This window comes from Sorangium sp. So ce128, from assembly GCF_051525245.1.
GTDB lineage: Bacteria > Myxococcota_A > Polyangia > Polyangiales > Polyangiaceae > Sorangium > Sorangium cellulosum_B.
Genome location: NZ_CP150313.1, coordinates 2853000 through 2868493, shown reverse-complemented (window position 1 = coordinate 2868493; position 15494 = coordinate 2853000). Strand labels below are relative to the sequence as shown.

Genomic DNA, 15494 nt, shown 5'->3' with positions numbered 1-15494 from the left:
CCATGTGGAGGCCGCCGGAGAGGATCCGCCACGCGCTGCCCCGCGAGGAGCCTAAGGCCGCGGGCGAGGCGGCGCGCGCGCGCCTCTTCTCGCCGCTCCGCCTCGCCTCGGGCCTCGAGCTCGCCGAGCGCTCGTGGGTGCCCGCGATGGTCCCGTGGCGCGCGACGGAGGAGGGCGTCGTCACGCAGGACGTGCTCGACTGGTACGGCCGCTTCGCCGAAGGCCAGCCCGGCGCCCTCGTGGTCGAGGCGACCGGGATCCGCGACGTGCCGAGCGGCCCGCTGCTCCGCGTCGGGCACGATCGGTTCGTCCCGGGGCTCCGGGAGCTCGTCCGGACGGTCCGCGCGCGGAGCGCCGGCAGGACGCGCGTGTTCCTGCAGCTCATCGACTTCCTCCGCATCCGCAGGCGCCCGGCGAAGGACAGGTTCCTGCGGGAGTTCCTCGAGATCACCGGCGCGCACCGGCGCGCCCTGTCCGAGGCGCTCGGGGAGCCGCCGCTCCGGGACGCGCCGGAGCTCGAGGTGCGCGAGCGGCTGCTCGCGCTCGACGACGCGCGGCTCGAGGCCGTGCTCGCGCCCCGCGAGCTCGAGGCGCTGCGCTTCGGCGAGCGCGAGCGCGTCACCGACGTCGCGCTCCCTCACATCCGCGATCTGCCGCGGACGCTGCCGGGCCTCTTCGCCGCGGCCGCCGTGAGGGCGCGCGAGGCGGGCTTCGACGGGGTCGAGCTCCACTACGCGCACGCCTACACCATGGCCTCGTTCCTGTCCGCGCTGAACACCCGCCCGGACGGCTACGGCGGCGATCGCGAGCGCCGCGCGCGCCTCCCGCTCGAGGTCTACGCGGCGGTGCGCGCCGCCGTCTCCGCTCGCTTCACGGTGGGCTGCCGCTTCCTCTGCGACGATGTCATCGCGGGGGGCAGCCGGGTCGACGACGCGGCGTTCTTCGCGCTCGCGTTCGCGCGCGCCGGCATGGACTTCCTTTCGCTGTCGACCGGCGGCAAATTCGAGGACGCGAAGCAGCCCAAGGTCGGCGAGGCCGCGTACCCCTACACCGGCCCGAGCGGGTACGAGTGCATGCCGACCGCGCTCTCGGACGCGGCGGGGCCGTTCGGGCGGCAGGTGCCGAAGCAGGCGCAGATCCGGCGCGCCCTGCGCGAGGCCGGCCTCGGCACGCCGGTCGTCGTGGCGGGGGGGATCTGCACGTTCGCCCAGGCCGAGGCGATCCTCGCGCGCGGCGAGGCCGATCTCATCGGGGCCGCACGGCAGACGCTCGCGGATCCCGACTGGTTCCTGAAGGTGCGGCTCGGGCGCAGCGGTGAGGTCCGACGCTGCATCTATTCCAATTATTGCGAGGCGCTCGATCAGCGCCACCGACCCGTGACGTGCCAGCTCTGGGATCGCGAGGGGCTCGACGAGCCGGGGATCGCGACCACGGAGGGCGGAAAGCGGCGGCTCACGGCGCCGCGATGGAGGCGAGAGGAGGCGTGACGATGACCGCACCGACGTTCCCCGACGAGCTCAACCTCGCCGACTACTTCCTGTTCGATCGGCTGCGCGAGGGGCTCGGCGACAAGGTCGCGCTGCTCTTCGGCGATCAGCGGCACACCTACGCCGACGTCGCCGAGAAGGTCCGGATGCTCCAGGGGCACCTCGCCGTCGAGGGCGTCGCGATCGAGCAGCGGGTGCTCATCGTCCTGCACGACTCGCCCGCGTTCGTCTGGGCCTTCTTCGCGGCGCTGAGCCACGGCGCCGTCGTGGCGATGGGCAACCCCGAGGCGCCCGCGCCCGACCTCGCGCACCTCGTCGAGTACACGCGGGCCGCCGCGGTCGTCACGATCCCGCGCGTGGCCGAGGCGCTCCAGGGCGCGCTCGCGGCCACGAACGTCCGCACCGTCGTGCTCGTGCCCGAGGTCCCGACCGGCGGCGATCTCGAGGCCGATCTCCCGGTCTCGCCGGCCCTCGCGGCGCTGCGGGGCACCTCGCTCCGCGGCGCCCTCGAGCAGGGGCGCGCGGCGCTCGCGGCGAAGCGCGCCCCGGCAGGCCCCCGGCCCACCCGGCGCGACGACATCGCCATCTGGCTCTTCACGTCCGGCTCCACCGGCAGGAGCAAGGCGGCCATGCACACGCACCGCGACTTCGCCTTCAACACCGAGCGCTACGCCAAGGCGACCGTGGGCTACCGCAAGGACGACATCACCGTCTCGGTGCCGCGCCTCTTCTTCGGCTACGCCACGGGCACCAACCTGATGTTCCCCTTCGCCGTCGGCGCGACGTCGGGCCTCTTCGTCGAGCGGCCGACGCCGGAGTCGCTCGCGCGGTACATCGAGCGCTATCGCCCGACGGTCGTCACCAACGTCCCGACGATGATGGGCAAGCTGCTCGATGACGACGACGCCCGCGCGGCGCGCCGCGCGCCGCGCCTCGACCTCTCCAGCGTCCGCTTCCACCTGTCCGCGGGCGAGGCGCTGCCGCCGGCGCTCCTCGAGCGCTTCCGCGCGCGGTTCCACGCCGACGTCTATGACGGCATCGGCTCCGCGGAGATGTTCCACATCTACTGCACGAACCGCCCTGGCGACGTGCGCCCGGGGTCGCTCGGCCGCGTCGTGGAGGGGTACACGATCAAGATCCTCCCCTCGGACGCGGTCGGGCCGGGCGCGCCCGAGCTCCCGCCCGGCGAGACCGGCGTCATGTGGGTGAAGGGCGACTCGGTCGCGCTCGGCTACTTCCAGGATCGCGAGAAGAGCTGGGGCACCTTCCACGGCCACTGGTGCCGCACCGGAGATCTCTTCCGCATGGATGCCGAGGGCTACCTCTGGTTCAGCGGGCGCGCCGACGAGCTGCTCAAGGTGGGCGGCGTCTGGGTCGCGCCGGTCGAGGTGGAGGAGTGCCTGACCGAGCACCCGGCCGTCAGCCTCGCCGCCGTGATCGGCGCCGAGGAGGCGGGCCTCGTGAAGCCGAAGGCGTTCATCGTGGTCCGCGACGACGCGCGCGGCCGCGTCGCCACCGACGAGGGGAGGGCCGAGCTCGCCCAGGAGCTCAAGGCCTTCGTGAAGGACCGGCTGAGCAAGCACAAGTACCCGCGCTGGGTCGCCTTCGTCGATGACGTCCCCAGGAACGATCGCGGCAAGGTCGATCGCAAGGCGCTCCGGCAGCGCGAGGTCGCCGGCGAGAACCCGGCGGGCCTTTAGCCCATGCAGGCCGCGCCGCGCCTCGCGGAGCTCACGACGGAGGAGCTCGCCGCGCTCCTGTCGGGCGGCGCGCCGTGCGTCGCGCTCGTGCCGGTCGGGTCGGTCGAGCCGCACGGCCCGCACCTGCCGCTCGGTACGGACACGCTCATCGGCGAGGCCGCGGCCGAGCAGGCCGGCCGCCGGCTGTGGGCGCGCGGCGTCGCCGCGCTCCTCGCCCCGCCCATCGGTTATGGCGTGACCGACTTCGCGGCGGGCTTCGCCGGCGCGATCTCGATCCCGGCGCCCGCGCTCACCGCCTTTCTGCGCGCCGTCGCCGAGGCCTACCTGTCGGCCGGCCTGTCGCATGTCTGCTTCATCAACAACCACCTCGAGCCGGAGCACGACCGCGCCGTGCGCGCCGCCACCGGCGACCTGCCCCTGGGCCGCGCCTCGGTCGCGTGCCCGCTCGCGCGCCGCTGGGCGCGGACGCTCTCCGCGGAGTTCCGGAGCGGCGCCTGCCACGCGGGCCGTTACGAGACATCGCTCGTCCTCGCCGCGGCCTCCGCGCTCGTCCGGAAAGACATCGCCCAGGACCTGCCGGACCTCGACCTGAGCCTGTCCGAGGGCATCAAGGCAGCAGCGAAGAGCTTCCGCGCGCTGGGCATGGACGCCGCCTACACTGGATCTCCGCGCGAGGCGTCCGAGGACGAAGGCCGCGCGCTGCTCGATCTGCTCGCGACGATGATTGTCACCGAGGTCGAAGAAGGCCTCTCCAGCGCTTCCGCCCACGAACCCGCGCGAGGAAAAAGCACCAGGTAAGCCGACGAGCGTGCAGGTAGACAAAAGCGGGCATCTCTGCCCCAGCACCACCACCCCTCACGCTCGCCTGAACGGCAGAATCCGCCATCGACTCACGCGCCCCGGCAAGCTGATCACCGGCGGTTCAGGCGGATGTAGCTGCTCATATCGCGCGGCACGCGCAGAACGTGAGCGACACGTGAGCGACACGTGAGCGAAACCTGAGCGAATGTGAGCGGCATCGCAAATGCGCCTCGCGGCGCTCGACACTTACCAAGGATTCGAGCAATAATGCTTAGTTTTGCTCCGACATCACAAGCAACATCAACAGATTTTTGACGGCAAACCTCTATTCCCAATTGACGCGTTCAAATCAAAGCCGTAAAACGGTATCGTTTTCCTCGCGCGCTGTTTGACGCCAGAACGATCCGACGGCTGACCTGATGAAGGTGATGCTTTACGGCGCGCAGGCAGATGGTGGTTTTGGCGGGGGCGCTCTCTGGCGTTCCTGCGCGACGGCATCACACGAAGCCTCGCGGGCGGAGCTGGCCCGACGACGCGGATCGGAGAGCATCATGAGGAATCGAACGATCATGAGAGGGTCTCGGCATCTGCTCCTGGCCTCTTTCGCCGCCGCCTCCGGCGCGGCGCTCGCCGGGTGCGTCGGCGCACAAGACGAAGGAGACGAGCTGCTCGGTGAGGCGCAGCAGGCCGCGACCGTCTGTGTGACTCTCCAGCGCACCGGGACGACGGGCGTGGTCAAGGATGCCCTCATCAATTCGACCTATCCCACCTACACACCCACCGGAGCCGACATGTACGCCGGCAGGACCGGCACTGCCGAGACCGGCTTTACCTACATGCGTGCGCTGATCGCGTTCGATCTCTCGTCGATCCCTGCCGGCGCCTCCATCGTCTCGGCGTATCTCTACCTCAACATCGGCGCCTTGACCCCCGACGTGATGCGCGTGCACCGGATCACGACGCCCTGGGACGAGAACACCGTGACGTGGAACTCGCACTCGAGCGCCTGGGATCCCACGGTCCTGGGAACCCTCACGGCGAGCTCGGGATACACGTACGCTTACCACACGGTCAGCCTCACCAGCACCGTGCAGAGCTGGGTGAACGACCCCACCACGAACAACGGTGTGTTCTTCGAACAAACCATGAATCGCACCCACATCCGAACGAGCGAGAGCTCGCTGGATCGGCGGCCGTATCTCCGCGTCTGCTACGACAGCGAGACGGGGGGTTCGACGGCGACGTCGAGCAGCTCCAGCTCCTCGACGACCTCCGCCACGACGTCGAGCTCCAGCTCCTCGACGACCTCCGCCACGACGTCGAGCTCCAGCTCCTCGACGACCTCCACCACGACGTCGAGCAGCTCCAGCTCCTCGACGACCTCGACCACGACGTCGAGCTCCAGCAGCGGGGGCGGCGCCGGGGGCGCGGGTGGTGCCGGCGGCGCGGGCGGTGCGGGGGGCGCGGGTGGTGCCGGCGGCGGAGGCGGGGGCGGCGTGCCTGGACTGCCGATCAGCTGCAACAGCGGCACTCCTGGCGCAGGTGCCAATTGCGGCGTCGAGGGGGGCGATAACTGCTGCTCGACCCTTCCGGTCCCGGGCGGCACGTTCAACCGGCTCAACAACGCGGGTCTGCCGGCGACGGTCAGCAGCTTCTACCTCGACAAGTACACGGTCACGGTGGGGCGCTTCCGGCAGTACCTCGAGCAGACCGGCGGCCCGACCCAGGCCAACCCGCCGGCCGCCGGCGCGGGCGCACACCCGAAGATCCCGAACAGCGGCTGGGACCCGACGTGGAACATGTATCTCGCGGCCAACACGAGCGCGCTCAAGACGGCGCTCATCTGCGATCCCTACGGATGGCCGTCCTGGAGCGACATCCCGGGAGCCAAGGAGAAGAAGCCGATCGTCTGCGCGACGTGGTACGAGCTGTTCGGATTCTGCGCGTGGGACGGCGGCCGGCTGCCGACCCAGGCGGAGATCAACTACGCCTCTGCCGGCGGCAACGAGCAGCGCATCTTCCCGTGGGGCGGCTCGAGCGTCGAGAGCATCATCGGCGTCAACCAGGACGGCTCCACGGATGTCACACGGTATGCCTCCTGGTGCTGCCAGGGTGACGGCACGGTCGCGGGTGATGGAACGAACCGCTGCCTGGGTGAGCCGTACCCGAGCAACTATCCCTGCGCGCACACGGATCTCACGGACGTCGGCAAGTTCCCCCAGGGCGCCGGGCGGTGGGGGCAGCTCGACCTGGCCGGCAACGCGTACAAGGCCACCCGTGACGGTTCGGATAACTATCAGCTGCTGATGCCCTGCAACGACTGCTCGCGGCTCGACAACACCTCGAGCGGACGCTTCATGCACGGCGGCAGCTTCCTGGCCGCCGGGTACAAGCAGACGACGGACTTTCGGGCTTCCTACGCGGGCACCTCGCGGCGCTACTACGTCACGGCGACGTGCGCGCGCGATCTCCCCACGCCGTGACGCCGCTCCAGCCGGCGGCCCGGCGAGGCGACGGCGCGCCGCCCTGGTGAAGCCGGCGGGCGAGGATCCGCCGCACACCGCGCCAAGGCGCCCGCCGGCCCTGCTGGGCGTCCAGGCGGACGCCTCCTGCCGGCGAGCCGCTCGCTCCTGTGCCCTCCCGCTCTCCTGAACCCCCCTTGAACTTGGCCCTCGCCGGCGCCTCCTGATACGCGCGCTCCATGCGCGTGAGAGGTGGTTTCCTCCTGCCGGCGATAGCGCTCGCGACGCTGAGCGTGAGCTGCCCGCGCCCTGCCTCCGAGCCCGCCGCGACCTCCCCGGCCCCGGCGCCCGCCTCCGCCGTCACCGCGCCGCTCGCCGCAGCCGCGCCCGCCGTCGCTGCCCCGGCGCCCGCCGCTGCCCGCGCGGAGGACGCCGCGCCGCCCAGCGCGGAGGCCGCGAGGACGCCGGGCGCTGTCGCCGCGGGGCCGGGCGGCGACCCGCTCGCGTTGCCGGCGCTGCCGCCGGAGCTCGTCGATGACGGATCCGACAAGCTGCCCGAGATCGATCCTCCCCCGGCCACCTCGCCGACGGCGGCCGAGGAGGAGGTCCACGAGCTCGCGAGCATCGCCAGGGAGACGTGGATCTTCGCCGAACCGCGCTGGACCAGCCGGCGCATCGGGTACCTGCGCGCCGGCGCCGTGGTCGCGCGCAGGCCGGAGCCCTCCGGCAGGACGTCGTGCGCCGAGGGCTGGTACCGCATCGAGCCGAACGGCTACGTCTGCATCGGCGCCAGCGCGACGCTCAACATTCACGACCTGGCGGTCGAGGCATCGTCTCGCCGCCCTGTCCGTCGGTTCGCTTCGCCCACCTCGCCGGTCGTTCGAGGCGAGGCCGCGCCTGCCGCGGCGCAGCCGGGCGAGACCGCACTTGCTGCAACGCAGCCGGGCGCAAACACACTTGCCGCAACGCAACCGGGCGAGACCACACTTGCCGCAACGCAGCCGGGCGAGACCGCATTTGCTGCAACGCAGCCGGGCGAGACCGCATTTGCTGCAACGCAGCCGGGCGCAAACACACTTGCCGCAACGCAGGCAGGCGACGCGACAACCCTGCTCGGCGGCCTGCCCTACACGTACGCGATGTCTCGCTCCCCGACCCCGCCGCTCTATGCGCGCCTTCCGGACGAGGACGAGCAGCGCGGCGCCGAGCCCGACCTCGCCGGGCACCTGCTCCGCGCCGCGACCGCCGCGCGCGCGCCCGACTTCGTCGCGCCGCCGCCTCCGGACGCGACGCCCTCGATCCTGCTCTATGGACGGCCGGCGCCCGGGCTCGCCGGCGATCGCCGCTCTCCCGACGCGCTCGTCCTGGGCCGCGCCCGGACGCGCTCCGGCTTTGCCTTGCTCTCGACGTTCGATCACGACGGGCGCCGCTTCGGCCTGACGACCGACCTCGCCGTCCTGCCGCTCGACCGCACCCGCGTTATCCGGCCGAGCGCCTTCGCCGGGCTGGCGCTCCCTGAGGGCGTCACCTTGCCTGTGGCCTTCGCCAGGCGCCGCCACGCCGCGCGCCTCGTCCCGGGCGAGCGCGGGGGCGTCACCCGCGCCCCGCTCCGCTTCCGCGAGACGATCCCGCTGTCCGGCGCCTCGCGGCGCGTCGGCGGCATCGACTACCTCGAGGCGCGGGACGGCTCGCTCGTCCGCTCGGACGAGGTCGTGCGCGTCGACCCGCTCCCCCGGACCCCTGCGTGGGCGGTGCGCGGGCGGAAGTGGATCGACGTCTCGATCGACAAGCAGAGCCTCGTCGCCTACGAGGGCGCCCGCCCCGTCTACGTGACGCTCGTCTCGACGGGGGCGGACGGCCTCGGCGATCCCAAGACGACGCGCTCTACCATCCAGGGGCTGTTCCGCATCCACACGAAGCACGTCACGGTCACGATGGACGGCGACGAGGAGGACGAGGATCCGTTCGACTTCCGCGACGTGCCTTTCGTCCAGTACTTCACGGAGGGCTTCGCGTTCCACGCGGCCTACTGGCACGACGACTTCGGCACCCCGCGCAGCCACGGTTGTGTGAACCTCTCTCCGCTCGACGCCGCCTGGCTGTTCGAGTGGACGACCCCCGAGGTCCCGGCCGAATGGCACGGCGCGCTCTCGCTACGGAAGGGCACGCTCGTCTCCATCCGCCCCTGAGCCGGCGGCCCGCCGGCGCTGCCCCTTCCGCGCCGCGCGAAGGCACGCTACACGCTCGCTCCATGGCCATCCAGGAGCCCCTCTCGCTCGATCAGCTCATGGCGATCGATCCGCTGCTCTCCGAGGAAGAGCGCATGATCCGCGACGCCGTCCGTCGCTTCGTGCGCGAGCGGTACCTGCCGCGCGCCGCGGACCTGTTCGCGCGCGAGGAGTTCGCGACCGACCTGATCCCCGAGATCGCCGCGCTCGGCCTGCTCGGGGGCTCGCTGACCGGCTACGGCTGCGCCGGCATGAACTCGGTCGCTTACGGCCTCGCGCTGCAGGAGCTCGAGTATGGCGACAGCGGCCTGCGCAGCTTCGTGAGCGTCCAGGGCTCGCTGGCGATGTATCCGATCTGGAAGTACGGCTCCGAGGCGCAGAAGCAGCGCTGGCTGCCGAAGATGGCCGCCGCCGAGCTGATCGGGTGTTTCGGCCTGACGGAGCCCGACAGCGGGTCGGATCCGAGCTCGATGAAGACCCGCGCCCGGAAGGACGGGAGCGCGTACGTGCTGACGGGCACGAAGATGTGGATCACGAGCGCGCCGATCGCGGACCTCTGCGTTGTGTGGGCCAAGGTCGATGACGGAGGGGCCGAGTCCATCCGCGGCTTCGTGGTGGAGCGCGGGATGAAGGGGCTGGAGACGCCGCTCATCCACGGCAAGATGAGCCTGCGCGCGAGCCCGACCGGCGAGATCGTGCTCAGCGAGGTGCGCGTGCCGGAGGAGAACGTGCTCCCGGGTGTGGTCGGCCTGAAGGGCCCGCTCGGCTGCCTGACCCAGGCGCGCTTCGGCATCGCGTGGGGCGCGCTGGGCGCCGCGCGCGCCTGCTACGAGACGGCGGTCTCCTATGCGCGCGAGCGCGTCCAGTTCGGCCAGCCGATCGCGTCGCGGCAGCTCATCCAGTCGGAGCTCGTCGAGATGGCGACGGAGATCGCGAAGGGGCAGATCATGGCGCTGCACTTCGGGCGGCTGAAGGACACGACCGGCATCAGCCCGGTGCAGGTCTCGCTGTGCAAGCGGAACAACGTGGGCTGGGCGCTCAAGATCGCGCGGACCGCGCGGGGCGTGCTCGGCGCGAACGGGATCTTGCTCGATTACCCGGTCATCCGGCACATGCTCAACCTGGAGAGCGTGTACACGTACGAGGGCACCGACGAGGTGCATTGCCTGATCCTCGGCAACGCGATCACGGGGCACAGCGCGTTCTGAGGGGATGCCGGCGGGTATTCAGCGCGGATTGACGGCCAAGGACGCCAAGGAAGAGAGGAAGCTCAGGATACCTCTCTTATCGGCTTTTCCTGAACAGTGACAGGCGTCTACCCCGTCTTCCCCGCCGCCTTCCGCTTCAGCCCGACCAGGAAGATCTCCACGCTGCTCGCCCGCGTCCCCTCGGGCCGGATGCTCCGGACCTCCTCGCAGAGGTTCCGCAGCGCGTCTCGAGCCTTCACGAAGTCCTCGCTCATGAAGATCTTGCCGACGAACGCCCCGCCCGGCGCGAGCAGCGCCTCGGCCACGGCCACGGCGCGCATGAACAGCTCGTAGCTCCGGGCCTGGTCGGCGATCTTGCTGCCGCTCGTCGCGGGCGCCATGTCCGACAGCACCACGTCGTACGGCGCGAACTGCGCGAGCGCCTCGTTCGTGAGCGACAGCGCGTCCCCCTGCACCACCGTCGCCTGCGGGCCGAACGCCGCCGTGATCGGCGACAGATCCACCGCGAGCAGCTTGCCCCCCGCGCCGATCCGCTGCGCCGCGTACATCGACCACGACCCCGGCGCGGCGCCCAGGTCGAGCACCCGCTGGCCGGGGCGGAGCAGCCGCACCCGGCGATCGATCTCCTCGAGCTTGAAGACGCTGCGCGCAGGATAGCCCTGCGCCTTCGCCGCCTTCGTGAAGGCGTCAGGCCGCTTGTACGGGTTCTTCGGCTTCTGCGACACGGAGGGACACTCGGCGGGCACGACCGGCGGGGCGCTCGCTCATGGGAGCTGCCCCGCCGGCGGCCGGGATCAGCCGCCCTTCTTCTTGCCGGTCGGCTGCTGCACCGGCACGATCCCCTTGCCGCCGCGCTTCTTCACGGCGCCGCGGATCGTCACCACCTGGTTCTTCGGGCCGGGGACCGGACCCTCGATGAGGATCAGGTTGTCCTCGGGGAGGAGCTTCACGATCTTGAGGTTGAGCGCGCTCACCGTCTCGTCGCCGTAGTGGCCGGGCATCTTCAGGCCGGGCAGCGTGCGGCCGGGGGTCATGTTCGTACCGATCGAGCCGCCGTGGCGGAAGTACTCGTGCGTACCGTGCGAGCTGACCGCGCCGGCGAAGCTCCACCGGCGGATGACGCCGCTGAAGCCGCGGCCGCGCGAGCGGCCCTGCGCGTCAACCCGCTGGCCCACCTCGAAGATCTCGTCGACCTTGAGCGCGGTCCCGATCTCGTACTTCGCCGCGTGCTCCGGGCTGCAGCGCAGCTCGCGCACGATCCGCTTCGGCGTCTGCCCCGACTTCTTGTACGCGCCGGCGACCGGCTTCGTCGTGTGCTTCTCCGCCCGCTCGCCGAGGCCGAGGATGAGGGCGCTGTAGCCGTCCTTCTCGAGCGTGCGCTTGCCGATGACGACGCAGCCCGCCTGCACGACCGTGCAGCGCAGGACCTCGCCCGTCTCGTTGAAGATCTGCGTCATGCCGATCTTCTTGCCGATGATGCCGGGATGCTGATTCATGATGGGATCGCCTTGCTCGCTCCGTCTGGGGTGGCTGAAACAGGCTCCGCGCGGCGCGCCGCCAGAGCGATCCCCTCGGCGCGCCTCGTCACGAGCCGGTTCGGAGCGAAGAACCGGGGCGGCTTCCCGCCGGGCACGTTGGGGGGCGCAGAGCTTACTCACGGGGCCCCCAAAGGGAAGCGAAAACCACCGCCACAACGGTAATACAGACAACATTCAACCGAGGCGCGTCGCGTCACGTCCACTCGGACATTGTCCTTCTGAGCAGACATTTCCTGTCTCTCCCTGCCATCGAAGTTCGAAGGAGCGGGCCTCACATTGGGTCGTCGGAGGTCAGGGATGACAGACATCATCGCTCACGGTGAGCCGCGCGACGTCGAGCGCCTCATGGATCGTTACTGGTTCCTGCTGAGAGGCGAGGCGCACGGCGCCGGCGAGGACAGCACGAGCGCGGCCCGGACCCGGGTGGTCCGCGACGGCGAGTTCGTCGTGGTGAGCATCGAGGCGTCGGCGCTCGGGTGGCCCGAGGGGACGCTGCTCTTCAGGTTCCGATCGGAGGTGGCCCCCTGCGCCGAGTGCGTCGAGCGCGCGGCCGCGATCGCGCGCCACCGGACGCGCGGCATGCTCCGCTCGGGCGACGTGCGCGAGATGCTCCGCTTCGCCGTCGCCCGCTGCGCCGCCTCCGGCATCGACCTGGCCCACGCCGGCGCGCGCGCTCGACGCGACGGGGCGCGCCGGGACGACGCGCCGGGCAGCGCGGGGGAGCCCGCCTCGGGGAGGCGCCGCGCGGCGCAGGACGCGGGCGGCGGCGCGAAGCGCTACGACGCCGAGCTCTGGCTCATGCTCTGACGGCGCGCGCGTCTCGCAACGGGCGCGGCCGCGTCACGAGCCGACCACGTTGATGGTCGCCTTGACCATCGCCATCCAGCACTGAAGCACCATCTTCCCCTCCTTCTGCGGGGTGATGGCCACCTCGACCTGCGTGTTCAGCGGCAGGTCCTTCTCGATCTTCAGATCGGGAATCGCGATCGCCTTCAGACACTCGCTCTTCGTCGTCCGCGTGAAGCGCAGCACCACGGGCTCTCCCTTCTTCAGCTCGATCGTCGACGGGGAGAACCCGCTGTCGTTCACCGCGATGTCGACGCGCTTGACGTTCGCCGGCGCGGCGAGCTCGGCGGCCGCCACCACCGGCGCCTCCTCGGCGGGCTTGTTGCAAGCGAGCAAGGAGAGCGATGAGAGCGATGAGAGAGAGAGGGCAAGCGTGGCGACGAGGAGCTGCAGGCTCATGGTCAGCGCGTTCTTACCCGGCCCAAATGGCGCGTCAAGCCGCCCTCCAGCCGTCCGCCCCGGGCGCGAGACCCAAGGGAGGTCGGCGCAGACGGGCGCGCGCCGCGACGTGAACGCAACGCGGCCGGCTCAAACGTGGCGGCCCGAGAGGATCTGCAGAATCGACGAGAAGAGGTTGATGAAGTTGAGGTAGAGGTCGAGCGCGCCGCCGACCGGGTCCTCTTCGCTCGAGTGGAGCAGGCGCGACGTGTTGTAGAGGACGTATCCCCCGAACACGAGGACGGACACGCTGGCGATCGCGAGGCCGAGGAGCGTGCTCCCGAGCAGGGCGTTCAGCAGCATCGCGCCGAGGACGACCATGGCGCCCATCACCAGCCCGCTGGCCATGAACGACAGGTCCTCCCTCGAGAGGAAGACCCCCAGCGTGAGGCTCCCGAACGTGAGGACCGTCAGGATGAAGGTGTCCCGCACCGGGGCCGACGACAGGGTGCCGCCGAGGCCCGCCGCCGCCTGGGCCATGTAGAGCGCAGGCGCTGCGGTGACGCCCAGGACGGCCGCCATCCCGAAGAGCGCGAGGACGTTGACCCCGGGGATCTTGCGCACCGCCCGCGCGCCGAACATCACGCCGAACACGACGCCCATCGAGAGGATCGGGTGCTGCGCGAAGAGCTCGACGAGCGGCGGCATCTCGCGCCCCAGTGTCCCCTCCTCCACGTCCGGCGCCCCGATGTACAGCGCGCACATGGCGCCCAGGGAGGAGACGACCAGGCTCGCCGTGAAGAGCCCGTACACCTTCTTGAGAAAGTCGATCCGCAGCGCCAGCTTCGGGCTGGCCGATACGCTCGCCCCGAGGGGACTCGCCTGGCGTGAGTTCATCTGCTGCGCCCCTCCTTCAGGGCGTTTCGCCGCGGCTGCACGAGCGCCTAGTCGTGCACCATTCACCACGGACATGCAACACCGCCATGGCGAAGCCCTCGGGCATCTGCCGCCCGCAAAAAAATCACGTTCCAGCGGCACCGCGCGCGCACGGAGGGGCCGGCGCGGCGTGAACCGGCGTGAACGACGCGCCGACATCGTGTAGCTTCCGGCGAAGAGCAGCCCGGATCCAGAGAAAATCCTCTCGATTCCGGCCATGGTAAGCCCACATCCAGAAAATCATCTCTCGGTTCAGGCTAAAAGCAGCCTGTATCCAGAGAATCATCTCTCGATTCAGGTTAAACACGGCCTGAATCTAGATAAATACTTCTCGATTACGGCGAAGAGCAGCCCGGATCCAGAGAAAACGCTCGGCTGCGACGACAACCCGCTCGGCTGCAACGCCGGCGCCGAGCGACAGCGCCGTCGACCTGGCTGCGCGCGCAGTGGGAAGGAAAGCAGGAGAACGAACTCCTGTCTTCTCGGAGGTCCGGGAGAACGACAGCGCACGCCTCCCAGCGGACCCGGAGCACGACCGATCACGACCCATCACCAATCGATGCCTCGGAACAAGCACCTTGCCGGGCCCCAGCGCTCACGCCGGGCAGCAGAAATGTGCCGCGCCCGGGCGCGCTCCGTCCCATGCAGCGACGCCGCGGTGGGCGCCTGCGCGCGGCCCGTTGTCGCGCGCCGCACGCTCGTGTACGAAGGACAGCGAAGGATCACGAGCGCGCCGCGCAGGCTTGGGGAGGACGAGGTCTCATGAACGTCACGACGATCGCCGTTGCCGACGTCGAGCCCGCAACGGCGCCGTTGCCGGGGTTCGATAGCGAAGCTGCGGTGCAGAGCCTGCTCGTCTCGAAGATCGAGGCCTCCTACCGCCACCGCCTGCCCCTCGTGGGACGCACGGACCTCCACCCGCTCGTCCAGGCCGCCTATACCGCCTTCACCCAGCGCTATCCCCTCGTGCTCTCGCCCGACGTGGTCTGGCTCTGCCTGGCGCGCGGCTTCACGTTCCACCTCGCCGCGAACGACGAGCATCGACGCCGCTTCCTCCCCGACGATCACGAGTTCTCGCTCGTCGTCGATCGCCCGGACTTCACCCTCGGCGAGGTGAACCCGTGGCCAGCTTTGTTTCCGGACTTTTCCAGGCAGGTTTCCGGGCGGGTCGGCTCGCTGCGGGACCTCGTGACCTCCAATTTCTCCACCACGGGGCCTGTCGAGCGGGTGTCGTCGGAGCTCACGGTCGCGACCCCGCTCGCGCCGCACTACGCGTGGGAGCCGCCGTTCCCGGGCGACATGGTGTTCCCGCAGCGCGGGATCCCGCGCGTTTACCTGCTCGGCACGTCCGACGACTGGCGCTGGGTGCGCCAGCGCGTGGCGATGCTCGGCTCCGTCGGGCAAGATCGGTGGACCCGCGCGCTCCTGCCCGTGCTCGACCAGATCGCCGCCTCGGCGGAGGGGCGCGCCGACACGATGTTCTGGCGCGCGTTCTTCAGGTACGAGAGCTCGGCCGACGAGCTGACCGGGTGGATCCACGTGCTGTTCCCCTACCTGCGCGCGTGGCCCAACGACTACTTCGCCCCGAATCCCTATCTCGAGAGCTGGCACGAGCGATGGCTGACGGCGGAGGCCCGGAGCGACGCGCTCGGGGGCCTCGGGAACCCGCAGGGACCGGGGCTCTCCGAGCTGCCGCCCGGCCTGACCAGCGCCCAGCTGCGCTTCATCGACGGGAGCAGGCGCGAGCACCCCATGGAGTTCATCAGCGGTCTCATCGGCGTGACGCAGGATCCGCACTCCCTCGCGCTGCTGCCGGAGTTCGTCTGGGCCATCGCGCACCAAGCCCCCGAGTCGGCGGCGCAGCGCCCCGCCGAGGCCTCGTGAGCCACGCGGCCCCGTGAGCCGCGCGC

12 protein-coding genes are annotated in these 15494 nt (G+C 70.7%); 8 read left to right on the top strand and 4 right to left on the bottom strand.

Features of this window, described 5'->3' with window-relative positions:
- Window positions 1-2 precede the first annotated feature (2 nt).
- The 6 genes from WME82_RS11185 to WME82_RS11160 all read left to right on the top strand — a co-directional run bounded on the left by WME82_RS11185 (window position 3) and on the right by WME82_RS11160 (window position 9886).
- Window positions 3-1487, top strand: coding sequence for an NADH:flavin oxidoreductase (locus tag WME82_RS11185; RefSeq protein WP_438042818.1), 1485 nt, complete (start codon window positions 3-5; stop codon window positions 1485-1487).
- Window positions 1488-1489: 2 nt separating this feature from the next.
- Window positions 1490-3187 carry a benzoate-CoA ligase family protein gene (locus WME82_RS11180; RefSeq protein ID WP_438042817.1) on the top strand — a complete coding sequence of 566 codons (1698 nt, stop codon included), beginning with the start codon at window positions 1490-1492 and terminating at the stop codon, window positions 3185-3187.
- 3 nt (window positions 3188-3190) lie between these two features.
- A complete protein-coding gene (locus WME82_RS11175; protein ID WP_438042816.1) occupies window positions 3191-3985 on the top strand; it encodes a creatininase family protein in 795 nt (264 codons plus the stop codon).
- A gap of 572 nt (window positions 3986-4557) precedes the next feature.
- On the top strand, window positions 4558-6471 hold the full coding sequence (locus tag WME82_RS11170) for a DNRLRE domain-containing protein (protein ID WP_438042815.1): 1914 nt from the start codon (window positions 4558-4560) through the stop codon (window positions 6469-6471).
- 218 nt (window positions 6472-6689) lie between these two features.
- Window positions 6690-8639 (top strand): L,D-transpeptidase family protein, encoded by a 1950-nt coding sequence (locus tag WME82_RS11165; RefSeq protein WP_438042814.1) that lies wholly within the window; start codon window positions 6690-6692, stop codon window positions 8637-8639.
- A 62-nt stretch (window positions 8640-8701) separates the two neighbouring features.
- Window positions 8702-9886 (top strand): acyl-CoA dehydrogenase family protein, encoded by a 1185-nt coding sequence (locus tag WME82_RS11160; RefSeq protein WP_438042813.1) that lies wholly within the window; start codon window positions 8702-8704, stop codon window positions 9884-9886.
- 107 nt (window positions 9887-9993) lie between these two features.
- Here WME82_RS11160 and WME82_RS11155 read toward each other — a convergent pair whose 3' ends face one another.
- Together WME82_RS11155 and rplC are read right to left on the bottom strand one after the other, a co-directional pair.
- A complete protein-coding gene (locus WME82_RS11155) occupies window positions 9994-10611 on the bottom strand; it encodes an SAM-dependent methyltransferase (RefSeq protein WP_044968202.1) in 618 nt (205 codons plus the stop codon).
- Window positions 10612-10680: 69 nt separating this feature from the next.
- The gene (gene rplC, locus WME82_RS11150; RefSeq protein ID WP_437745441.1) at window positions 10681-11382 is read right to left on the bottom strand and encodes a 50S ribosomal protein L3; all 702 of its coding nucleotides are present in this window, start codon (window positions 11380-11382) and stop codon (window positions 10681-10683) included.
- 339 nt (window positions 11383-11721) lie between these two features.
- On the opposite strand from rplC, the gene WME82_RS11145 reads away from it, so the two are divergent.
- A complete protein-coding gene (locus WME82_RS11145; protein ID WP_438042812.1) occupies window positions 11722-12231 on the top strand; it encodes a hypothetical protein in 510 nt (169 codons plus the stop codon).
- A gap of 33 nt (window positions 12232-12264) precedes the next feature.
- Here the strand turns inward: WME82_RS11145 and WME82_RS11140 are convergent, their stop codons facing one another.
- Window positions 12265-12669, bottom strand: coding sequence for a cupredoxin domain-containing protein (locus WME82_RS11140; RefSeq protein ID WP_437915653.1), 405 nt, complete (start codon window positions 12667-12669; stop codon window positions 12265-12267).
- 129 nt (window positions 12670-12798) lie between these two features.
- Window positions 12799-13545, bottom strand: coding sequence for a Bax inhibitor-1/YccA family protein (locus WME82_RS11135; protein ID WP_437745438.1), 747 nt, complete (start codon window positions 13543-13545; stop codon window positions 12799-12801).
- Between the two features lie 801 nt (window positions 13546-14346).
- On the opposite strand from WME82_RS11135, the gene WME82_RS11130 reads away from it, so the two are divergent.
- Window positions 14347-15468: a DUF4419 domain-containing protein gene (locus tag WME82_RS11130; RefSeq protein ID WP_438042811.1), complete on the top strand. Its 1122-nt coding sequence runs from the start codon at window positions 14347-14349 to the stop codon at window positions 15466-15468.
- The last annotated feature ends 26 nt before the right edge of the window (window positions 15469-15494 follow it).